General features: G+C 43.0%; 26 protein-coding genes. 6 read left to right on the plus strand and 20 right to left on the minus strand.

Annotated features, from left to right (window positions below):
• The first annotated feature begins 350 nt into the window (after positions 1-350).
• The gene (locus ACG95_RS12495; protein ID WP_048000847.1) at positions 351-1,115 is read left to right on the plus strand and encodes an ABC transporter ATP-binding protein; all 765 of its coding nucleotides are present in this window, start codon (positions 351-353) and stop codon (positions 1,113-1,115) included.
• Positions 1,108-2,706, plus strand: a complete 1,599-nt coding sequence (locus ACG95_RS12500) for a hypothetical protein (RefSeq protein WP_048000848.1) — start codon at positions 1,108-1,110, stop codon at positions 2,704-2,706. The genes ACG95_RS12495 and ACG95_RS12500 overlap by 8 nt, the downstream gene beginning before the upstream one ends.
• A 133-nt stretch (positions 2,707-2,839) precedes the next feature.
• On the opposite strand, the gene trhA is transcribed toward ACG95_RS12500, so the two are convergent.
• Entirely contained in the window at positions 2,840-3,478 is a 639-nt protein-coding gene (gene trhA, locus ACG95_RS12505; protein ID WP_048000849.1) for a PAQR family membrane homeostasis protein TrhA, read from the minus strand.
• Between the two features lie 140 nt (positions 3,479-3,618).
• On the minus strand, positions 3,619-3,963 hold the full coding sequence (locus tag ACG95_RS12510; protein ID WP_048000850.1) for an ArsR/SmtB family transcription factor: 345 nt from the start codon (positions 3,961-3,963) through the stop codon (positions 3,619-3,621).
• Positions 3,964-4,101: 138 nt separating this feature from the next.
• Here ACG95_RS12510 and ACG95_RS12515 point away from each other — a divergent pair, with 138 nt between their 5' ends.
• The 3 genes from ACG95_RS12515 (at position 4,102) to ACG95_RS14640 (ending at position 7,055) form a co-directional block, all read left to right on the plus strand.
• The gene (locus ACG95_RS12515; RefSeq protein ID WP_048000851.1) at positions 4,102-4,992 is read left to right on the plus strand and encodes a cation diffusion facilitator family transporter; all 891 of its coding nucleotides are present in this window, start codon (positions 4,102-4,104) and stop codon (positions 4,990-4,992) included.
• A 188-nt stretch (positions 4,993-5,180) separates the two neighbouring features.
• Positions 5,181-6,653, plus strand: coding sequence for an ABC transporter substrate-binding protein/permease (locus tag ACG95_RS12520; protein ID WP_048000852.1), 1,473 nt, complete (start codon positions 5,181-5,183; stop codon positions 6,651-6,653).
• Positions 6,654-6,887: 234 nt separating this feature from the next.
• The gene (locus ACG95_RS14640; RefSeq protein ID WP_173425520.1) at positions 6,888-7,055 is read left to right on the plus strand and encodes a hypothetical protein; all 168 of its coding nucleotides are present in this window, start codon (positions 6,888-6,890) and stop codon (positions 7,053-7,055) included.
• Between the two features lie 169 nt (positions 7,056-7,224).
• Here the strand turns inward: ACG95_RS14640 and ACG95_RS14095 are convergent, their stop codons facing one another.
• The 16 genes from ACG95_RS14095 to ACG95_RS12600 all read right to left on the minus strand — a co-directional run bounded on the left by ACG95_RS14095 (position 7,225) and on the right by ACG95_RS12600 (position 19,358).
• On the minus strand, positions 7,225-7,914 hold the full coding sequence (locus ACG95_RS14095; protein ID WP_082137372.1) for a CPBP family intramembrane glutamic endopeptidase: 690 nt from the start codon (positions 7,912-7,914) through the stop codon (positions 7,225-7,227).
• 75 nt (positions 7,915-7,989) lie between these two features.
• A complete protein-coding gene (locus ACG95_RS12530; protein WP_048000853.1) occupies positions 7,990-8,331 on the minus strand; it encodes a bacteriocin immunity family protein in 342 nt (113 codons plus the stop codon).
• A 26-nt stretch (positions 8,332-8,357) separates the two neighbouring features.
• Positions 8,358-9,023, minus strand: a complete 666-nt coding sequence (locus ACG95_RS12535) for a CPBP family intramembrane glutamic endopeptidase (protein ID WP_048000854.1) — start codon at positions 9,021-9,023, stop codon at positions 8,358-8,360.
• A gap of 14 nt (positions 9,024-9,037) precedes the next feature.
• The gene (locus ACG95_RS12540; RefSeq protein ID WP_048000855.1) at positions 9,038-9,379 is read right to left on the minus strand and encodes a hypothetical protein; all 342 of its coding nucleotides are present in this window, start codon (positions 9,377-9,379) and stop codon (positions 9,038-9,040) included.
• 46 nt (positions 9,380-9,425) lie between these two features.
• On the minus strand, positions 9,426-10,169 hold the full coding sequence (locus ACG95_RS12545) for a response regulator transcription factor (RefSeq protein ID WP_048000856.1): 744 nt from the start codon (positions 10,167-10,169) through the stop codon (positions 9,426-9,428).
• Positions 10,170-11,399, minus strand: coding sequence for a sensor histidine kinase (locus ACG95_RS12550; RefSeq protein WP_053072818.1), 1,230 nt, complete (start codon positions 11,397-11,399; stop codon positions 10,170-10,172).
• Between the two features lie 147 nt (positions 11,400-11,546).
• The gene (locus ACG95_RS12555) at positions 11,547-11,729 is read right to left on the minus strand and encodes a hypothetical protein (RefSeq protein WP_048000858.1); all 183 of its coding nucleotides are present in this window, start codon (positions 11,727-11,729) and stop codon (positions 11,547-11,549) included.
• A 288-nt stretch (positions 11,730-12,017) separates the two neighbouring features.
• Positions 12,018-13,352: a sensor histidine kinase gene (locus ACG95_RS12560; RefSeq protein ID WP_048000859.1), complete on the minus strand. Its 1,335-nt coding sequence runs from the start codon at positions 13,350-13,352 to the stop codon at positions 12,018-12,020.
• 244 nt (positions 13,353-13,596) lie between these two features.
• Complete coding sequence (locus ACG95_RS12565) at positions 13,597-14,148, minus strand: DNA-3-methyladenine glycosylase I (protein WP_173425521.1); 552 nt, start codon at positions 14,146-14,148, stop codon at positions 13,597-13,599.
• Positions 14,117-15,268, minus strand: coding sequence for a dihydropteroate synthase (folP, locus tag ACG95_RS12570; protein ID WP_048000861.1), 1,152 nt, complete (start codon positions 15,266-15,268; stop codon positions 14,117-14,119). The genes ACG95_RS12565 and folP overlap by 32 nt, the downstream gene beginning before the upstream one ends.
• 23 nt (positions 15,269-15,291) lie before the next feature.
• Positions 15,292-15,873: a non-canonical purine NTP pyrophosphatase gene (locus ACG95_RS12575; protein WP_048000862.1), complete on the minus strand. Its 582-nt coding sequence runs from the start codon at positions 15,871-15,873 to the stop codon at positions 15,292-15,294.
• Positions 15,870-17,195, minus strand: a complete 1,326-nt coding sequence (locus ACG95_RS12580; protein ID WP_048000863.1) for a bifunctional folylpolyglutamate synthase/dihydrofolate synthase — start codon at positions 17,193-17,195, stop codon at positions 15,870-15,872. Before ACG95_RS12580 ends, ACG95_RS12575 begins: the two co-directional genes overlap by 4 nt.
• Positions 17,196-17,218: 23 nt before the next feature.
• Positions 17,219-17,788, minus strand: a complete 570-nt coding sequence (folE, locus tag ACG95_RS12585; protein WP_048000864.1) for a GTP cyclohydrolase I FolE — start codon at positions 17,786-17,788, stop codon at positions 17,219-17,221.
• Positions 17,781-18,293, minus strand: a complete 513-nt coding sequence (folK, locus tag ACG95_RS12590; RefSeq protein WP_048000865.1) for a 2-amino-4-hydroxy-6-hydroxymethyldihydropteridine diphosphokinase — start codon at positions 18,291-18,293, stop codon at positions 17,781-17,783. The genes folE and folK overlap by 8 nt, the downstream gene beginning before the upstream one ends.
• Positions 18,283-18,651: a dihydroneopterin aldolase gene (gene folB, locus ACG95_RS12595; RefSeq protein WP_048000866.1), complete on the minus strand. Its 369-nt coding sequence runs from the start codon at positions 18,649-18,651 to the stop codon at positions 18,283-18,285. The genes folK and folB overlap by 11 nt, the downstream gene beginning before the upstream one ends.
• 173 nt (positions 18,652-18,824) lie before the next feature.
• Positions 18,825-19,358 (minus strand): CvpA family protein, encoded by a 534-nt coding sequence (locus tag ACG95_RS12600; RefSeq protein WP_048000867.1) that lies wholly within the window; start codon positions 19,356-19,358, stop codon positions 18,825-18,827.
• Positions 19,359-19,529: 171 nt separating this feature from the next.
• Between ACG95_RS12600 and ACG95_RS12605 the strand changes: the two genes are divergently transcribed.
• Positions 19,530-20,441, plus strand: coding sequence for a metal ABC transporter solute-binding protein, Zn/Mn family (locus ACG95_RS12605; protein ID WP_048000868.1), 912 nt, complete (start codon positions 19,530-19,532; stop codon positions 20,439-20,441).
• A gap of 29 nt (positions 20,442-20,470) precedes the next feature.
• Here the strand turns inward: ACG95_RS12605 and ACG95_RS12610 are convergent, their stop codons facing one another.
• Together ACG95_RS12610 and ACG95_RS12615 are read right to left on the minus strand one after the other, a co-directional pair.
• Positions 20,471-21,886 carry an MFS transporter gene (locus ACG95_RS12610; protein WP_048000869.1) on the minus strand — a complete coding sequence of 472 codons (1,416 nt, stop codon included), beginning with the start codon at positions 21,884-21,886 and terminating at the stop codon, positions 20,471-20,473.
• Positions 21,887-22,165: 279 nt separating this feature from the next.
• Positions 22,166-22,426: a DUF2187 domain-containing protein gene (locus ACG95_RS12615; RefSeq protein ID WP_048000870.1), complete on the minus strand. Its 261-nt coding sequence runs from the start codon at positions 22,424-22,426 to the stop codon at positions 22,166-22,168.
• Between the last annotated feature and the right edge of the window lie 390 nt (positions 22,427-22,816).

Here is a 22,816-nt window from a genome sequence, read left to right on the forward strand (position 1 = left end):
ACCAACACTTTCATTGAACAATTAACTTTCGCCCTTTAGATATGTAACCTAAAGATTCAACGTACAAAATTAGCTTAAATTATTGATATACCAGTAGTCATTGGATACAAATTAGGATCCACACTTGATTCATCGCACCAACAAGTAGGTCGTTCCACTCTCTTTTTGCGTTATTGTACACCGTAAGCCTTATTTGGTATGCTTATGCTAATCAATAAAAGCAGTAGGATTATCGTTAGTTTATTGTGGCTACTGGTTTGTTCGTTAAGTTAATCGTCAGATCAAAACGCTTTTGAGCATCAATAGCTTCAGTATAATTGAGGATAAAAGATAATTAGGGGGAACCACTCATGATTGAAATCCACGATTTAACCAAGCATTATGGTCACAAAACAGCTTTAGATCAACTAACTTTAAGTATTGAACCTGGTCAAATTTTTGGCTTTTTAGGCCACAACGGTGCTGGTAAATCTACCACCTTAAAGAGTTTGGTTAGTATTATCAAACCAACTAGCGGCTCGCTTGTGGTTGATGGTTTAGACCTTGACCAGCAGCGGCAGGCTGTCAAAGAAAAGATTTCATACGTTCCAGACACGCCAGATATCTTCTTGCAGCTTTCAGCCAGCGAATATTGGGACTTACTGGCGGCCGCTTATAATCAATCAGAAGCTGACATTAAACAGCGTCGTCAACAGTTAGTCGCGCTTTTTGACATGACAGCCCACGCTGATGAACCGATGGCGAGCTTTTCGCATGGGATGCGTCAAAAAGCCATTTTAATCGGTGCCTTATTACCCGATCCAGACATTTGGGTTTTAGACGAACCGATGCAAGGCTTAGACCCACAGGCGGCCTTCGATTTAAAGAATTTAATGAAAGCGCATGCTGCTAAGGGGAAAACAGTTATCTTTTCAACGCATAATCTCGATACGGCCCAACAACTCTGTGATCAATTGGCTATTCTAAAAAAGGGCCAACTCATCTATAACGGCTCAGTCACTGAATTATTGGCCGCTCACCCACAAGAATCGTTAGAAACCATTTATTTAGAAATGGCTGGCCGTGCCACTGATGATCACTTGGTAGAAACGATCGAAGGTGCGCCGCATGAATAACCGGCAACTGAAAACCTTACTGGCGGTTAACCTGCGACTGGTCAATCCGCAAGTTACGGATCGCCTTCGAAAAAAAGGCGCCACCGGGAAAAAGCTTAGTCGTAAGTTAACGCGCCAGTTCTACTTGAATGCGCTACTATTTCTGGGGATTTATGGCTTATCGATAGCCGTACTTGATTTGAACAAGATGCCCGGCATGTTTACTTTTTACGTTGCGCTATTTATCCTACTGGGTATCTCACAGAGTATCTCAGGTATTTACAATGTCTTTTTTGCCAGCAACGATCTAGTTGACTATTTACCCTTACCCTTTCGTAATCAAGAAATCTTTATCAGTAAACTTCTAGTCGTTGTCTTCAATAGTCTCCCATTCACCACACCATTACTCTTAATTTTTGCGTTCACGGCCATCCGCGCCCATATTTTCTTTCTACTGGCAATTTTGATGGCCATCCTAATGTACGTCCTAATTTTGGGGATTATTTTAGCACTATGTTCACTACTCGTCTTTGGGTTAACAAAACTAAAACTATTTCAAGCGCATCAAAAAGTCGTTATGAATCTATTGTTAGGGCTCAACATGATCTTGGTTGTTGGCGGCTTGTATTTTATGAATCGTGGCTCAGCCAACAATTCCAGTACCAGCATCGATCACGCCGTTATTAAACCCCTGCTCCCATTTTTTAATGTTTTTACTACGCCAACCGACTCTATTAGCCTGTTGACTTGGGCGGGGACAGTTGTCTTGTTACTAGTCTTATTGGCCTTAACCTGGCGTTTAGCGTTAACACACTTAGTTGAACAATTGACTCAAGTCAACAACGCGCTAGTCTCCACACAAACTACGCATCGGCCAAGCCACCATCGTAATCTTAAACAGGGATTACGTTCTTATCAATTTCAACTTTTAAAAGAACCCAATCTCATCCTGCAACTCTTCAGTAATTCAGTACTCATGCCATTAGTATTCGTCATGGCGTTTCTTTTTTCAGGATCAACGATCAATTTAAGCAATCTTTCCTTAAATTGGTTAGGTGTCTGGTTTGTTGGTGGGTTGGCAGTTGCCGCCTTCACTGTCAATCAGGCTTCGTTAGTTGGTAATCTAATTTCGCTTGATAAAATGAACTTTGACTTTATCAAAGCAATGCCGATCCCCCTAGCACAATATTTACATCAAAAATTTCAGCTAGGTTACTGGCTACAGGTGCTTATCAATGTAATCCTGGCACTCATTGTAGCCATAATCGTCCACCTGCCATTTGCCTTAGACATCGCGCTAGTGCTAGGTGTCACCTGGGGGACGTACTTATTCTCACAACACTACTTTGTTCGTGATTATCGCTTACGTTCCACAGATTGGACGAATGTGACACAACTCTTTAACCGCGGTTCTGGTAGCACCGGATTAGTTCTAAATATGTTGGCCAGCGCGCTTATTAGTGCCGTAGTCATTATCGTTTACAGTTTGTTGATTGCCAAACTTGCCTCTTTGGCATTGATCCTAAACATCTTGGCATTCGCAATCGTCGGCTTAATCTCTGGTGGCTTTTTATGGCATTACCATCAATCATTCTGGCAACAACTCAGCTGAATTTAAGCTAAACCTTTTAACTAATAATAGCTGGACCACGCAATCGACGGTTGATTGCATGGTCCAGCTATTTTTATTCCATTGCCAACTGTTGCAAACAACATTATTAGCACTGGTAGGTGATAAATTAGCTTTAAATATATAGGTAAATTGAGAAGAACATCAGTGCTGTCCCTAACATAACGAACAGGTGCCAGATAACGTGTAAGTATTTAATCCGTGGAAAACTATATAGTAGCGCACCTAACGTGAAGGCAACCCCACCGGCTACTAGCAACCAGAAACCAATCGGTCCAAGGTTCGTCCACAGTTGGCGACCACCTGCCAGACACATCCAACCCATTAACACGTAAATCCCCGTTTCAACCTTTTTCAAGCGTCCGGGCCACACCGCGTTCACCGTAATACCAGCAATCGCTAGTGCCCAAATCGTTAACAAAATCGTCCAGCCTAGCCAGCCTTTGATTGCTAATAAACTGTATGGCGTATAGGTTCCGGCAATCAGTATATAAACACCGCTATGATCAAAGATGCGAAAGACTTCGCGAGCCCTCGTAAAGTACAGGCTGTGAAACAAGGTCGAGCAGGTATAGAGCACAAATAACGAGCAGCCATAAATGATGAAGGCCGTCCATTCTAGCGTTTGACCATCCGCATAGGCTTTCAACATCAAAAAGACAAACGCCACAATACTCAAAATAATCCCAATACCGTGAGTGACTGAGTTCAAGACTTCATTAGTAATTTGATACTGCCGCGCTGACTGGGCCATGTTGATCACCTCATATTTTTATTGACACTAGCATACCATCACATCATGTAAATATCAATACATCTAGTCTATAAAACTAGATAAACTGTTGTTCTAAGTAAAAAAATAACCCACCATCTAATTCTGACGGGGGTTACAACCTAATCGGCCACCTCTTCAGCGTGAGCAGCCACCTGTTGGAAAATACTAATAATATGGTTGTCGGCCAATTGATAATGGACATTCCGCCCGCTCCGCGTCCCAACAACTAATTTGAGTTGTTTTAAAACGGTCAATTGGTGTGACACGTTGGACTGCGTGAGTTCCAGGCCATTTGCCAGTTCCCCAACACTCAGCTTAGAAACAGCTAATGCATAAAGGATGCGGGCCCTAGTAGGATCTCCCAAAGCTTTAAAAATAGCCGTAATCCGATTAAGCTCATCCGCCGGTGGGATTAGTTTGCCCAACTGCGCAACAACGGTCTCATGATTCAATTCATTATCCATGCTTAACTCCATTTTCTGATTGTAGTTCACTTGTAAGCGTGTTACAATACACATGAACAGATATTCATATGTATGTTCATTCATATTTTTAATTATACCATAACTAACATTAATTCAATTAAGAAGTAGGTGGAGCGTATGGCAGCACATAGCCATCAGGTAAAACAACAAACCAGCGCCTTCAAAATTGGGGTCGCACTTAACTCAATATTCATCATCTTAGAAGCCAGCTACGGATTCAGTAGTGGCTCACTAGCACTAGTCGCTGACGCCGGTCATAATCTAAGCGACGTCCTCGGATTGCTGATCTCTTGGTTAGCAATCTGGCTCGGCCAAAAAAGCGCCAACAACAAGTATACGTATGGTTACAAGAGCTCATCCATTTTAGCCGCCCTTTTCAACGCAGTATTTCTACTGGTTGCAATCGGCGCTATCTCGGTTGAGGCCATCCAACGACTAGGCAATCCAGGGCCAGTCGCAGAGTGGGATGTCATTATTGTAGCCGCAGTCGGCATAATTATCAATGGCTTCACCGCCCTATTATTCATGAAGGGCCAGAAACATGACATTAATATCAAAGGCGCCTTCCTTCATATGGCCGCTGACGCTGGCGTTTCTCTTGGTGTTGTCCTTGCTGGGTTCGTTATCTTACAAACAGGCTGGTTCTGGCTCGATCCAGTAGTTTCCCTATTAATAGCGATCATCATCTTGATTGGAACTTGGGGACTATTGCGGGACGCCATGAACTACTCACTAGAGGCAGTTCCCAATGGCATTGACTGCTTGGCAATTCATGACTATCTGATTAGTCAGCCAACGGTTAACCAAATTCACGACTTGCACGTCTGGGGCATGAGTACAACTGAGACCGCCATGACAGTGCATCTGTGCCGTTCAACCCTCGACCATAACAATGAATTTTTGGAACAACTCAACAAGGGGCTTAGCGAACAGTTCCCACTTACCCACATTACAATTCAGATTGAGCTGGGTAAGGTCGATTACGAGACGACGGATAGTTCGATTTAATTTAGCAGACTATCAAAATCAAAAGACGATTAGGGCTACTTCCCTAACTCGTCTTTTTTTGTTCCAATCATAATTCCAACACAGAGTTTATTCATTTAATGCATAAAAATTTAGTTTTATTAAATTTTATTGCATTAATAACCAAAAAGACTATACTTAGTGTAATTTCAAAAACGGAGGCGCACGTCATGAAGCATCTGGGGCACTGGTTATTAATATTAGCAATCTTATTAATGGGAAGTATTGGCTTATCGCGACCAGCACACGCCGCAACCGACGATTCACTGGCGCGCGTCAAGGCGAAGGGGACTCTCGTTATGGGGACATCGCCCAACTATCCGCCTTACGAATTCCAGATCAACGAGAACGGTAAATCCAAGATTGTGGGAATGGATGTCGAAATCGGCAAACAGATTGCTAAGGACTTAGGCGTGAAGCTCGTCATCAAGAAGTTATCCTTTGACTCCCTACTGCCAGCATTAACAACCGGGAAAGTCGATATGATTTTATCCGGCATGAGTCCAACCTCGGCACGGCGCAAAAGTGTCGACTTCACCAATATTTATTACACGGAAGGTGAGTCGATTTTACTGAATAAAGCTGATCTCGCAAAATACAAGAATAAGACGGCCCTCAATGGTCAAAAAGTCGCGGCTGAAACGGGGACGATGCAATATGATCTAATCAAACAGCAGATGCCTAACACCAACCTAGTTGGTATGAGCAGTGCCGCCAACTTGATTCTTGCACTTAAAACTCACAAAGTAGCAGCGGTCGTCAAAGGGACGGCTTCCGCCACCGCCTATGCCAAAAACGATCCTAGCCTGGTCGCAGTAAACGGGAACTTTAAAACCAGTAGCGCTCAAGCGGGGAATGCGATTGCGCTCCGTAAAGGATCAAGTAGCCTGACTACCGCGATTAACCAATCATTGGCGAAGATCAAAAGTCAGCATTTAATTCAACGACAGTATTTAAAAACAGCGGGTAAACATCTGAAAGTTAACACGGCGGACACATCCATGTGGCACTACCGCAATTACTTTCTCCGTGGCTTAAAATACACATTGATCATTGCCGTTATCGGAATCATCGGCGGTAGCATCCTCGGTCTGTTACTAACTTTATTACGTATCAGCCTAATTACACCATTACGGTGGTTAGCCACGGCCTATGTTGAATTTGTCCGCGGTACACCCTTGATGGTTCAAATTATGTTCGTCTACTTTGGCATTGGGATGATTGTCGACGTATCTGCATTAAATGCCGGGATTATTGCCATCATCTTAAACAGCGGTGCTTACCTAAGTGAAATCATTCGTGGCGGAATTCAGGCCGTTGATGCCGGTCAGACGGAAGCAGCCGCAAGTCTTGGTCTCTCAAGAACAGCCACTCTACGTTACGTTGTCTTACCGCAAACGCTCAAAATCATCTGGCCCGCACTAGGTAATCAGTTCATTAACTTAATTAAGGATACGTCGATGGTTTCAATCATTGGCGTCACTGAGCTAATCTATCAACTGGGCATCGTGCAAGCAGATACGTACCGAGGCGTGGCACCAATCGGTATTGCGATGGTACTCTACTTCATCATTTGCTGGTTATTGACCCGCTTGTTACACTACTATGAAAAGCGGCTCAATAAGGGCCAACTTGCGTATTAACTGATCAAGTATCAATGCGTGATCAGTTTACTTTTTAACACAATACTAATTAACTTTAAAACGGTTCCGCAACATTAGCGGCGCCGTTTTTTACTGTTCAGATACTACGACCAACTTTAATGTCATCTATTAACTCGTTAATGCCAATTAGCAGTCAACTTGTTGCCGCTATCGTATAATTTAGTTAATATAACTTGGGCAAGTGATCAGCATACATCAGGGAGGGCGTTACTTATGAACACACTTATTAACCGTGGCGTGGGCATCGCATTAGCAATTATTTTATTATTAAACTGGCTGGCAGTTTATCAATTACCAGTAGCCTTAGTCTTCTTCTTTGCACTCTGGTTGTTCGGGGTAGTCTTCTCATTAGTATTGCCGGACAACGCTAGTAATTCCTAAAATCATTAAATTAATTTCTATACAAAAGGGCCACGAACTATTTGATAATGAAATAGTTCGTGGCCCTTTTAGGTTCTATTTAATTGCTTGATCCATAGTTCAAGATGCTTACAGATTAATTTAGTTATTTATAATCACAAGGTTTACAGATACCTTTTACATGCTCAGCTTATCCAAGCAACAAAATAACCAAATTACTTAATATGTGAGTGCTGATACTAGCACGAATATCCCGACCAGACTTTAAATACACAACAGCTAGCACAGCACCAAGCGAAGAATAGTAGATTAGTGCTTGCCAGTCAGACCCGCTGTGGAGAAAACCAAACAGTAAACTGCTAATAATCACCGCACTAATCTGATAACTCCGCTGATCCTGATAGTTTTTCAACAAACTATTCAGAAAGAAACCTCTGAAAATCAATTCCTCACACATTGGCCCAAAGACGATTGCTGCCAGACTCATACCAAATTTATGCTGACCCATCATTGTCTCAATCAGATGGGCATTCTCTGGTTGCCCTAGCTGTCCACGATCAATTAACCACGTATAACAACTAGCAAGCGCCAGCATCACTACTGCACCCACGACTACGATTACTAGTTGTCGTATGCCAATCGGTGCTTTTAATTCAGTAATAGTAACGTGATTCTTCCCAATATAATTCTGATAGACCAGGTATAATAGCCACACTTCTGCAGCATACACCACAAACGTAATTGTCACCGTGATCCAATTATATTTAGCTATAAAGATATAAATCGGCATTGGACTAAATGATGCAATTAGTAACACCAACAATCCCATCCAAAATGCGTGCCCCGTAAATTTCAATCCATTACTGACTTTTATTTTCATTGTCCATCCCACAATTTCGTTATATTTAAGCGTAATTATTCAGACATTAGTACATTGCTACTGGTAGTTTACGTTTTAGTTACCACCAAACATGATTGGTAAAGCTACCAACCCAGCGGCCAATGCTCGGCTTCGCAAGTCAGCTTCATCTAATTTAGCCTCTGGAACATCCGCTTTAATCTGCTGATAAAGCTTACCCAGACTGTCCGGTAAAGCATGCGTTGCAATGTAATAATGTCCAATTGCATGTGAAAGTTCTGCTACAGCCTGTTGATAACTATCGCGAGCCTCATCCGCCGTTTCCGATTGATTAGCAACCGTTACAATCAATTCTGCAAATTCTGGAATTGCCTTTACTGCTGGATCATTGTACGCTGTCTCCAACGCATCAAATAATGCTGTATTCTTTGCTTCCATATGTGAGTTTCCCCCTAATTTTTAATTCACCCGAGAACATTAATCAGTGTCACGAGCCAATTAACACTAATATGACCGATCATGGCAGTTCCTAAACGCTGCGTTTTTATCTGTAGCCAAGACAAACCACAGCCGACAATCAACGTACCCAGAGTACCTGCTAACCCGTAACCATGCCCCAATGCAAATAACACGTTCGTTAAGATAATTGCAGTCACCAGCTTAAAATAGCGTGCAAAAAAGCTTTGAAAAACACCCCGAAATAGTAATTCTTCCAAAATTGGACTGATTAGATTGCTGCTCACTAGTGTTAATAGTCCCAGTGGCCCATGAATCAACCCGACAATCTCACTACTTTCAGCTTCCTTTGACGCTGATAGTGCTGCAATCAACAACATTTCAATTCCTACTACAATTACGGCAACCACGATTGCCAACCCAACCATTGACCATGTCATTCCCTTTAGAATGGGTGTTTTTTGAAAGTTTCCCCGATAAATCTTCAACAATCCTAGCAACACCACTAAGGTTAAGCCGACCAGTACTAACCAATGCACTAGTACATTAGCATTACGGTGATTTTCACCCCACCAGTCCCAGTAACCATCCGCCAAGACCGGTAGCTGTATAAACATAAATAGTCCAAGTCCCACAAATAGATATTTCAATATTTTCCCCAGTTTGATTAACATGCTTACTCCCTGAACTATTTATCCTCTCCATTACGTTTGCTAGTTACCCACATCTCAATCAATTTATAGATCAACAACATCATCATAGCAATTGACCATGCTGCTACCCAAATATCCGCTGTATAGACTAACCTATAAATACTCAATCCAAGTAATCCAGCAAAAACGATTACCACTAATACTGGACTAATCACTGGATCAAGCTGTGGCCATTTACGTGCAACCAGCAGTATCACCATTGCGATGACAAACCAAATTGAATTGTAATTAATTGGTACACAGATAATAAGTACTATTGCCGTCAGTAAATCCAATAGTGTAACTGGTCTTTGTCTGCTAAACATTCTTGAAACCATTTCTGTTTCCCCCTATGAACTTCCCCATAACATTTAAGTTAACTACTCAACGTTCCTTTAATATCTTGTTTAACTCCCGCGCTTTTCTAAATGACACCTTACATTTGATACGCTCCATTAAGGTGACTTCCTTATTCTGATAATCATAACTACTAATATAATCTAAATTAATTAAGGCACTTTTATCGCACCTAAATAATTGTGGATACTTCTGTTCAAAGGCATTGAGATTACCTGGAAAGTCCACTTGCTTATTTTTTGCAGTCAGCACAACGCACCCCGGCCGCGCCTTAGCTGTGTTCAACATAATGACATCGGCCATCGGTACTGAAAAGAAGCGCGCTCCAATCTTATACCCTAGTAATTCCTGATGGTGATGAGCTTCGGTTTCTAAGTTTTTCTGAACAATATTAATATCCTTAATAATCTTCTGCATAATAATATCAGTATCTTGATCTTTTAGAATGTAGTCCAACGGTGCAATCCGTCTTTCCAAAGTCAAAAATGACAGCTCATCATGAGTGGTGATAAAGACGATTTGGACAAATGGATATTGCTGCCGCAACTGGCTCGCTAACTCTAATCCAGCTTGACGGTTTTCCCCAATTTCCATATCCAGGAAGAACAAGCCCCTTTTAGGATTATCAACCTGATTCAATAGTTTTTTCGGATCATCACTCGCTGCGACTAATTGCATGGCATACTCATTGATCATAATTGTGTTGTTAATGATGCGCGCATATTCGCTTCTCTGCGTAGCGTCATCTTCTAATAAATAGATTGGAAACATTTACTGTTCCTCCGTGATAATCAAAGTTATCGTGTCGTAACTGCCATTATTTTCAACATCCAAATAAAAGCCCTGCTGATACGCAATTAGTTCACGTACCTTTGTAAGTTCAGCCTCATGACTATCTTGCTCGCTCTCAGCTTTAATCGCATAATTAATCGAAATTTCCATCGTCTCACTGATTTCATTGAAAGCAATCGTCACCGTTTTATCTGACGCCGATTGTGCTTGTCTAATTGCTTGGTCCAACAAGATCCCAATAATCCGAGCATCCACCGCGCTATCAGCTTTGATTACAAAGTTTGCATCCGGCATCTCAATATTAAGATGCACACCACACTGCTGTGCAGAGAGAAACTTTTGAATGACGATTCCCCGAATAGTTTCACTCTGGATATGCTGTACTTGCGCTATTTTAGCATCATCTAAGCTAGTATCTAATACGGCCTGATCAGTGACACTCGCTAAATAATCTTTAACTGAACTAACATTATTTTGATCACTTAAACTAACGACTAAGTTACGATAATCATGCTTAAATTTTCTTAATTCTAAATACTGTTGCTCGACACTCTGCAGGTAATCATTCAACTGTTTATTTTGTAGTGTTTCATGCTCTAAGGTCTTTTGCCGCGCGTACATTCTGATCATTTCAAGCATTTGCCAGCCCATCATTACCGCCAACACAATAAACATTAACAGTAAGGTTGATTGAATCGTAGCCGTGACCCCTTGAAAATTACCGACCATTAACAATATTTCGATGGAACCAAACAGTGCAAGTAGCATGATAAACAGGTGCTTATCAATCCCCAATGCTTGGATTCTTCGTAATGATAACAAATGCTGCCGTAACCCTTTACGCACAACCCATAGAACTATAAATCCTAGTAAGTACATAATGATCATCTCGGTTCCAATCATAAGATGACTGACTTTAGAAAAATCAGCCAATTGATGGATACCCCCAAAAACATTGAAGAGTAAGGTTGTCATACTAACAGCCAACGCTAATAACAACGTTTGCATAGTTGTCAGCATTAGTAATACATTCAGATGACCAATATTAAGTTTTCCTTGTTGGATCTTTTGTTTACATACCGCAGATAATAAAAAGATTATTGAGGTTTCATCATCGAAGACACAACTAATCAAAGACAGTATAACTAACATTACAATTGACCAAACAACTGTTTTAATACCCTTTTTACCCAATATATAGTTATACATAGTCAGTACACCTAACCAAATAAAGAAACCCTCTATTATGTCATCTAAAATACTAACCTCAATCAATACGCCACCCCTGCATTAAAATACTTGTTACTCGCTAACAAGTATTTTTTATTCTGATTCAATCTAACAAAATCACTAGCACTAATCTTTATCCTGCTGGAACACATCTGTTATCATGCCAATCACACTAAGAACGATTATAATTGCATCAATTCGCCAGCCCCAACTGGCAAGATCAATCTGAACTGCCGATCTAATATTATCTACGAAAAGTAGCAAGCATAACCAAAAATCAAATTTCCGATAAAACTTTTTATTAATCATTTAAAACGCCCCCTAAACAAATTACCTATACCTATTTAAACCCCAAGCTTTCCCCCGAAAACCTACTAACCTTTGACCTTTAAAACTAATTATCTAAAAATGCTATTTCTTAACTTTAATATAGCACGCTCAACTAAATATAATTATTTTTGTTTTAAACGTATCTTTTTACCGTATCATCGTCAATTTAACTACAGATTGACGCGCATTAGCTACATAATGGTTAGTCCAATAGGTCACTTATCATTTGTGGAAAATCCTGGTATAAAAAAATAATCCCCTTCAGGATTATTTTTCAGTCATTGTAATCATCAAAGTCATTGTGACAGTTGCCTGTTTTTGCTCGACATCTAAATAAAAATGCCGTTTCCGGTCAACCAATTCACGTACATTGGCAAGACCCAATCCCCGGTTTTCTCCCTTAGTCGAATAACCAGTTGAAAAGATTTTTCTTTGATCAAAATCTGAATCAATAGCATTATTCACAGCAATCTCCAGGGTATCCTCAATAACATTGAAAGCGATCGTTACTATTTTATTGCTCATTTTTTGTGCCTGTTCGATTGCATTATCCAACAAATTACCGATAATGCGCACCACAACTGTTACATCGCGGCTAATTTCAAAATTAGTATGTGGAATTTCGACATTTAATTCCACGCCGCACTGGTTAGCATAGAAAAATTTCTGAACCACCAAACCACGAATAGCCTCATTCTTTAAACGCTGAATCTGAGCGATTTTCACGTCATCCAAACTGGTGGCAAGAATCTGGCTATGCGTTGCACTAGCTAAGTAGTCCTTAATTCCACTAATATCATTTTGCGCGTTTAAACTGACAACTAAATTTTTATAGTCATGTTTAAACTTTCGCAATTCAAGGTATTGTTGTTCAACACTCTGTAGATAAGCACTCAGTTGTTCATTCTGTAGTTTTTCATTTTCCAATGATTTTCGTCGTGTGTATACATTGATTGTCGCAATCATTTGCCACCCCATCAATCCTATCATTAACGCGAACGTGATCAACAAGGTCAATTGAATTGTACCCGTAACCCCCTGAAGGCCACTAATAATCAGTACACTCTCAATAGAGAGAAATAGAACTAGCAGCATGATGAAAAGGTGACGCTCAATTTCCATATTGCGAAACTTTTCAATCGAAAGAGCGTACTTATTGGCAATCCAGTGTGCAATTATAAGGATCACAACATCAACAACATACATCATAAGAATCTGAATACCAATTAATAGATGACTAACCTTAGAAAGTTCACTTATTTGGTCAGTATTCAAATATGCATAACAAATCAACTTAGCCAAATAACTAGTCAGCACTGCCACTAACATTTGACTGATTACTAGCGCTAACAATACGTTTAGATGAGTAAGATTAAGCTTACCCTGTTTTATTTTTTCTTTACCCATTGCACATAAAATAACAATTAAGAACATGCCATCATCTATGACCGTTCCTACAACCGCTAATTCGACTACCAATAGGATTGATAGAATCATCGTTTTAATATTCTTTTCTTTGAGTAGATAGTTATAAATTGCAATAATCACTAACCAAATAAAAAATGATTGCATAAAACCATCTAAAATACTGACATCTATCAATAAGCTACTCCCACATCATGTTTTTTATTCTTCAGTAATCTTAAAACAAAAAATAATAAATTGCGACACATAATAATATTGAATAATTTCAGCCAGTAAAACCCATACGCTAAGTTAAATATCAGTGAATCAAAAAAACTCACCTATATCGTTGGCATCGTAGCCATCAAAAAAGTGAGTTTTAGTTACTAATTTATTTAACTTTTAGACATCAATTACAGCTATGATATTTATTTACCAACACTTAGTTCACCCGAATAATCCCAGCCGCCAACAAAAACATATGCGTCACCACGGGCCCGACAAAAGTAAAGCCGTGCTTATGCAAGTCTTTAGCCACGCGGACACCCAGCGGCGAAGTCGTCGGTAGCTCATCATCCGGTGCCGGCATGATCAACGGCGTTGTATCCACAAACCGCCACAAGTAAGCACTAAAACTACCGTACTCCTTTTGAATCAACGTAATCGCCTGCGCATCCTGAATGATTGCTCGCAGCTTGCGCCCATTATGCATCACTTTGGGCGTATTCATCAGCCGTTCCCAGTCTGGTTCATCAAACCCAGCCACCTGTTCCACCCGCAGTCCGGCCATATGTTGCCGCAACACCGGTAACTGACTCGCAGCTGCTTGCCAGCCTAGACCAGCTTGCAGAATACCGACGATCAATAACTCAAACAACACGTGATCATCATGCGTAGGCGTGCCAAAGTAATCATCGTAATCCCGAACCCCGTTGGCCGTAATATCATCGAAGTCTGTCGGACTAATCATAATCCGGTGCCAACCAGTAGCCATTTTCAATCCGGTCTAGCAGCGTGATCAATTGCTTGGTCTCCGCCACGTCATGCACCCGAATAATCCGGCCACCCTTCATCATCATGGCCGCTTCAGTCACTAATGTCATTGGTAGCCGATCTTCCTTCTTCAGTCCCAGCAACAAGCCTAAGTAGCCTTTCCGTGAAATGGCCACCATCATTGGCCGACGTAAGTAGTTAAATTCATCGATATTACGCATCATCACGTAGTCCTGTTCACCATGCGCAACTTGGGCGTAACCAATCCCTTGATCCAGCGCAATCCGTTCGATATCAATACCATAGCTAGTCAACATCGCAAGGTTATCTTCAAAAAACTGGCGCATGCTTCCAGTCAGATCAGCGTATTCCTGTTCCCGACTGCTGTGCATTGTCAGTAAGCCAGCGTCACTTTCCGCTAACAGTTCCAGTTTGCGTGGATCATCCGTAAAGGCGTTGACGTCATTAATGATGCTGACGCCTTCCGCCAAAGCGGCCTGCATGACTGGGTATTTATAAGTATCAATCGCTAGCACTGCTTCTGGAAAACGTTCCTTAATTGCCCGAATATACGGCAACGTCCGGTCCAATTCAACTTCCGGCGTCACTTCAGTAAAGCCTGGTCGCGTCGTCTGACCGTTGACTTCGATCACATCCGCCCCAGCCTGAAGCATCGCCCCAACGTGGTTCAAGACGTCATCCTTAGTCTTATACTGACCACCATCAAAGAAAGAATCTGGCGTAATATTCATGATGCCGTAAATCATTGGTCGTTTCGTTAAATTAAAGCGGCGTTCCCCAGCTTGCCAGAAAACATCGTACTGTTTCATAATCTGCGTCAATTGGATCTGCACAGTCGCCTGATCATTAAAAATCCGGGACCAGCGTTTTGCTAGCTGGCGTCCAGCTGCCTGATTCAACAGTACCGTCAACTGGTCAGGTCCCGCTTGCACGACGCCGTCTAGTTGGTGACAGAACTGCGTCAACCGCACCTGTTGCTCACGATTATAGTCACTGAACCGCAACACGATCTGTTGTTGCCGCTGAACTTGTGTATTCAAGGCCTGACTTGCAAAATCCGGTGCCTGTGCTAACGAACTAGTGATATCTTGTACTAACATCTACTCCACCGATCCCTTCATTTTTAAAGTGCTGTTATCAATTGTTGGGCTGCCCGACCACGGTGCGTCAGTGGAATTCGCCAAATATCCGGTAATTCCGCCAACGTCCGCCCGTACGCCGGTAGCCAAAAGAGCCGATCAAAGCCACCCGAATAACGGCCACTCTGATGTTGTGCGATGTAGCCCGCAACGGTCGCTTGTGCAACCGCAGTGCGTCCATCCGGCCAAGCAACGGCTAGGGTTGCTCGCATCGTTGCCTGCCGTTTTGCTAACGGTAGGTCAGCTAACGCCGCTAAAATCTCTTGATTGCGATCAAAGCCGCTCGCGTTAACCCCCAAGTCACGGGCCGTTGTGACACCGAACAAGTCGGGTAAGGCTGAAATCTCCAGCCCGCTGTCATCCGCAATCACCGGTACCCCAAGCTGTTGCGCCCCGAAGCGCGCTTTATCCAGCGCATTCGTCACGTAACTGGTCGTCGTTTCAGCTGGAAATGCTAGCTTGGCATAATTTTCTAAGTAGGATTGGGCTGACAAACCATAATAGGCCAAACAAGCTGCCAAATCACGACTCTTCCCCTGATTATTAGACGCAATCATCCATGTCATTGGCCTAACCCCGGCCAACCCGCGCGCTGCAATTCACGCATCACGTAGAATGACCCCGTTACGATAATGGCGCTGTTAACTGTCGCCCGTTGCTGAGCTAGTTCTAACGCATTCTGAATATCCGTTGCCGCAATAATCTCTGGCTGGTATTCACCAACGCTAGCTAATTGAATCGCAGCTTGCGCCAATTCAGCAGCTGGTAACGCCCGCCCTGGATTATCAGGGGTATTCGTGATCACCAACTTAGCGGCTGGCAGTAGCTGATCCAGCATTTCGGTGTACGCCTTATCACGCAGGACACCAACTACCCAGATCAAATTCCGTCCGGCTAGTAACTGCTGCGCACTGGTGACTAATGCCGTCATGCCATCCGGATTATGCGCACCATCTGCAATAATCAGTGGCTCGTTCTGTAAGACCGTCAGCCGACCTGGCAGCTTAACTTGGTGTAACCCAGCACGAACAGCCGTATTCGTTAGCGCAACTTGCCGCCGTTTCAACACCGCAACCACCGATAGCACTAGGATGAGGTTCTGCAGCTGATATGTCCCACTCAAGCCCACCTCTAGTTGCGACCAGTCGAACAACTGACTGTGCGCATCGACTACCGTTGTCGTGACGGTCTGCTCAGTCGGTGTCATCCGTAAATGATCCGCTGTAATCAATTGCACGCCTTGATTCAGAGCCTCGGTTCGTAAAACATTCAACGCATCCGGGTGCTGGTCGCTAAGCGTTACGACCGTCGTGTGCGGCTTGATGATTTTTGACTTATTCTGGGCGATCGCCGTAATCGTTGGTCCCAAAATCTTCGTATGATCCAACGCAATCTTAGTAAAGACCGTCAGTTGGGGACTAGCTAACGCATTGGTCGCATCGTACAAGCCACCGAGCCCAGCTTCAACAATCGCCCACTGAACGTTTTGATTGCGGAACCAGACCATGCTGATTAAGAAGAACCACTCAAAGATCGACACATCACTAGCTGCCAAGCCCATATTCTGTAACACGGGCAAAATCTCATCGTAAGTATCAATAAAGTCAGCCGGACTAATCCACTGGCCGTTGAGTTGCAACTGCTCACGGTCGTCACTGATTGCCGGACTACTGAAACGCCCGACTTGATAACCCTGTGCTTGCAAGATACTAGCAAGCATTGCCCCGGTCGAACCCTTACCATTAGTTCCCGCAATGTGAATCACGTGAAAGTAATGATCAGGATGACCTAAATGAGCCATAATTCGCCGTAATAGTGGTACGCGTTGATGATTATCTGCCAGCATCGCTTGGTTCAAGCGTGCTAACAGGGCCTCATATTTTTGCATCACAGTTGTACTCACCTAATCACCTACTTTGCGATTCGTTGTAGAAATTCACGTTTGAGTTCCCGGTCCGTTTTGAACTGACCGCTGTAATAACTACTTTCAGTCTGAACGCCAGTCTTACTAACGCCGCGCATCTCCATGCACATGTGCCGCGCCATAATTGAAACGGCGATTCCGGCAGGATCTAAAATTCGTTGTAGCTCTGTCGCAATCATAACCGTTAACCGTTCTTGAACATTGGGTTGTTTGCTGCAGTAATCGATCAAACGTGGAATCTTGCTTAAACCGATCACTTGATTATGTTGTGGCACGTAAGCAACTTGAACCGTCCCAAAGAACGGTAAGAGATGGTGTTCACACATTGAGTAGAACGGAATGTCCTTCAATAGCACCATTTCAGTTGGGTTCTCCACTTCAAACAACTTATAGTTGTCAAATGGTTCCGCCGTCTTGGTTGCGAAAACTTCTGCGTACATCCGCGCAACCCGGGCTGGTGTTTCAACTAAACCTTCACGATCAGGGTCTTCCCCAACCGCACTTAGAATGTCACGCACAGCGTGTTCGATTTTCTCTTGATTCTTCTTATCAATCATCTAACTCACTCACATTTCTTACTTTTTTGATCCAGCTTTGATCCTGATTGGCCGCCAAAAGTGCTTGGACTTGTGGGCCAACTAGCGAGTCATTCTGGGTGATTTCTTCAGTCGGTAATAGGACAAAATTACGATTACCGGCCTGTACGTGGGGAATCGTCAACGTATCCGTCTGCATCCGGCGTGCCCCCCAGAAAATAATATCGAGGTCGATCGTCCGTGGTCCCCAATGTACCAGTCGTTCACGATGGAGCGCCTGTTCAATCGTATGTAGCGCTGCTAGCAGATCATCTGGACTTAACGTTGTCGTTAATGCCACCGAGACGTTATAAAAATTGGGTTGTTCCCGGTTGCCCCACGGTTCCGTCTCATACCAGTGTGATTCATCACACACATTTACGTCTGGCAACGCTCGTAACATGGCTAGCGCTTGCTGGATATTTTGCACGCGGGGTGGCATGTTCGAGCCGATACTGAGATAGACGCGTTCTTGATCACTTACCATCCGGAGTACCCTCTACTTCGATCTCCACGTTGTCGAAGATTCCGGGCATCGGCACACTGTACTTACGAATCTTGATGTTAATGGCATCTACGGTTGGAAAGCCAGCTAGCAGCGTCTCCAATAAGTGATTGGCCAAGGACTCAATCAGCTTATACGAATGGGTCGTCACAAACTCATCCACTGCATTGCGTACTGACGCATAGTTGATGGTTTCATGGACATCATCATGCTGAACTTTAGTTTCAATGGGGTATTTAATGGCAATATCGATCCCCAATTGTTGGCCGTTACGTCGTTCTTCTGGTAACACACCGTTAAACGTGTGAAACCGAAGATTATTAATGCGAATCATTCCCATAAGTTTACCCCTCACATATTCATTTTTTACTTATAATCATAGCATGAAGCGCCAGTGATATGATAGTAATCCGCCTAATAACGCCCAAAAGCCGTCAAACATTATGAGCCTAAACAAAAAGGGCGCGGACAAACGCCCGCACCCCTCTAATAATAGAGTTATTTGATATTGAATTAGCTCTGACTAGCCGTGCCATCTTCAAACTGAATCAAATTGCTGAGATAACTACTCGTTAGTCCCGGCGTCTGCTTAACGATATACGTTGCTAACGGCGAGTTGTTCATCTGTGTCTGGATAAAGCTCGTATTGATCAAATTCGCCAGTGAAAGTACGACGAAGATCACTAAGTACGTAATCACAAATGAAACGATCCCGCCCGCTACACTGTTAACTTGCTTGATGACGGGTAACCAGGTAATCGTCCGTGAGACCCGACCTAACATCCGAATAACCGCCCATCCGAGCGATGTCAGGATGAAAAAGGCAATCATATTGATGATCAGGGTGCTAGCCACGGACGTTTGGATTAGGCTGAGGCTAGTCAAGATACCACTGATCGTACTACCCAGTGGTTGGTACAGTAACCGTGCAAATATCAGGACGGCCACCGTTCCGACTAGGTGTAACACTTCGATCACAAAACCGCGGTGAAACCCCCGGAAAATTGCAGTTGCCAATAGTATTAAAATCACAATCGTAAATAACACGCGTGTTTCCCCGCTTTCTCATTTTTGGTAACTTCTATTCTAACAGGTTTTAGTTACTCACAGCCATTAATACGGCGCGTCTAAACCTTATCTTAAATACTTGACGCCGCTCCACTCTTTGGGTAAAGTTAACAGTAATGGTTACGATTTAAAAAGAATGGGGCATCGAACATGACTTACCGAAAATTATGGCTTTACTTAGGATTACTATTAGGACTCAGTGGGCTACTAGCAGGTTGCCAATCGACAACGACCCCAGCTACTAGTAACGACAAGATCAAAATCATTACTAGTTTAGATTTTTACGGTCAGGCAGCCAAGGCCGTTGCGGGTAAATACAGCGATGTAACGTCCATCATCGATCGCCCTAGCATTGACCCCCACGACTACGAACCTACCGTTAAAACGGCTAAGCAAGCCAGTAGCGCCCAGCTAATTGTCTATAACGGCTTAGGTTATGATGACTGGATGGAAAAGTTAACGGTCAATAAGGCTAAGGGTGCTCGCGTCATCACGGTCGGTACTGCCGTTGCGGGTAAGAAAGACGGTTCCAACGAACACGTCTGGTATGATCCAACCACCATGCCACAGTTAGCCACTAGTATTGCTAAGCAACTCGCTAAGATTCAGCCTCAACATAAAGCCTATTTTATGAAACAAGCACGCCAATATCAGGCGACGTTACAACCAATCACCAAAGAGCTCAGTCAATTGAAGAAACAGGCTAAGGGCCAACGAGTCGCCGTCAGCGAACCGGTCTTCGACTATTCACTCAAAGCGCTCGGCTACAAGATCAGCAACAATCATTTTGCACATGCTATCGAAGAAGGCTCCGATCCATCACCGAAGGATATTCAGCAGATGCAACAGGATATCAAGCACCACCGCATCGCCTTCTTTGTTGAAAACACCCAAACGGATAGTAATATTATTACGAATATGGTCAAACTAGCTAATCAGTATGACGTTCCCGTGCTCAAAGTTACCGAAACGTTACCCGCTAACCAGACTTACGCTAGCTGGATGCTCAGCCAGTATCAACAACTTGCCAAGATTCAAAAAGGAACGACGACGTCAAAATAGACGTGGCGCTCCTTTTTATTTTCATCTAATTATTTCGTTGTTTCCCGGCCATCCTGTAATAATAACGCTAAGATAAGACCAACAATTTCAATCCCTAACATCATCCAAAAGACGGCGTGGTAACCGTTCAAGTTAGCAGTCAGTGTCGAGGCACCGCCCTTTAATTGAGCAGCCGTAACGTTAGCTAAGACCAACGTTGCCACGGCAACCCCTGCTGATCCGAGAATCTGACGAACCGTGGTAATTACGGCCGTCCCGTGTGAGATCAGATCAGTTGGCAGTGAGTTGGCACCCAGTGTAACGGCGGGCATCATGACAAAGGCGTTTCCACCTTCGATTAAGGCAGCCAGTAAGATCATCGTTAGCAAGTTTAATTCCTGACTAACTAAGGCTAAGACCAACCAGCCCAATACGATCATACTCATCCCAAGTAGCATGATCTTCTTATAGCCAAGCTTTTCAGCTAAACGTCCCGTCAATGGGTTCAGGATACTCAGGAAAACGGCACCCGGAACTAAGGACATCCCCGAAACAAATGGTGACACCTTTAAGACCCCTTGATAATAGAGTGGAAAGATAATCGTTACGACGATCAGGGCAACATACGAAATCGCCGTTAAAAAGATCGCTAAATCATAATTGAATGTTTTTAATACGCGCAATTCCAGTAATGGTGTTGTTAAGTGGAACTGACGATAGATAAAGTAAGCGACCGCTAAGATAGAGACAAGTAGCAGCGCCCCACTGAGCATCCAATCCACGTTAGCCTTACCGATCTCATTAACCACGTAGAGAATACCCGCGAACCCTAACAACGTGATAATCGAAAGAACATCCAGCTTTGAAGGTTTATTAACCATGACATCGCTAATCGTGAATAAGCTGATGACGATTAACAGACTAGCCACCGTAATGAAGACTAAGAATAAACCGTGCCAATCGGTAAACTTTAAGACAATCCCTGAAATGATAGGCCCTGATGCCAGTGCTGAACCCATAACTAGCCCGGCAGTCCCCATCGTGGTTCCTCGCTGTTCTTCAGGCGTAATCGTCAGTAGGATGGATTGGTAAGATGGGAATAGCACACCGACCGCAGCGGCTTTGATCAAACGACCAACCATCATGACCCCAAAACTGGGTGCGAAGTAAATAATTATTGATCCGACATCGAATAATACCAATACGGCTAAGAACAATTTTTTGAAACCAATATTATTGAGTAACCAAGGACTGATAGGCATCATGACCACCATTGTTAACATAAAGCCCGTGGTTAGCCACTGAACTGTCGAGGCTGAGATACCGAAGTCCCGCATAAAAGTCGGGTAAACGGTCGACAGTGAGGACTGACTGATCGACATCGTCCAAGTCCCTAATAGCAAAGTAAAAATAAACCAAAATCGGCGGCGTCCCACCAAAGTTGGCGTCTGATTAGCTGTCTGCATCAATACTCCTCCTTATTACTTTAGAACAATTATTAACTAATATCTATTGTACCATTTTCAATAATGATGTACAGACAATAGTCACAATTAATAAACAAAAAAGTTCAACCCGCCAAACAAAGAGTAGCGCGCAATTAAATAGGCTTGTTCAATGGTAATACGCAGTACGTGTTTGCACTCAGATAAGAAAAGATTTGTCATAATTACATAGCTATAATCCGAATTCAACAAATAAAAGGGCGTTTGGGGTTCAGCCCAAACGCCCTTTGTCTTAATCTTTTAATCAGCAAGCATGGCAGCGCTGACGGCCTGCAATTGTTCAGTCTCATCGTTAGTTGGTTGAGCGACCTTCATCTTCTTAAATGCGATTACCGCACGATATAGCAGATCTGACACGTTCACATCGTCTCGTTTATCATAATTAGTGATTGTGACGTACGCTGAGTTTTCATAGACCTTTTCCACTTTAGCATAAAAATCATAATCAGTATTACCATTCTTTTGGCACTTAACTCGATCCCCCACAGTAATTTCAGCCATAATGACCACTCCTCATTGAATATGCTATTAAGATAGCACGGTAATAATCAGAATGACACTTATCACGCTTAAAGCAGGCTGCTTTGCAAGGTCAGTATCTAAATTAACCGGTTTATAACCCAGGTTGTTTTCAATACAGTCAAAGCATTCTATTGTAAGAAGAAGCACTGGTTATTGGAGTAGCACCCTAATAGACAAAATATCGGGTAGCTTCTTTAGTACTGGTCTTTCAGCACTGTGCTACTCAGTGTTTACTTTACTACCCGTATCTCCGTTTACCACGCTGCTATGAGCTGTTTACCAGCGAGTGGACCTCAGTGTAACGGTCTCTAGTCCTTTTTAACGACAAAAAAAAGGAATCGAATTAACGATTCCTTTCAAGTTGCATGG

It is taken from the genome of Lactiplantibacillus herbarum (assembly GCF_001039045.1).
In the GTDB taxonomy this organism is placed as follows: Bacteria; Bacillota; Bacilli; order Lactobacillales; family Lactobacillaceae; genus Lactiplantibacillus; species Lactiplantibacillus herbarum.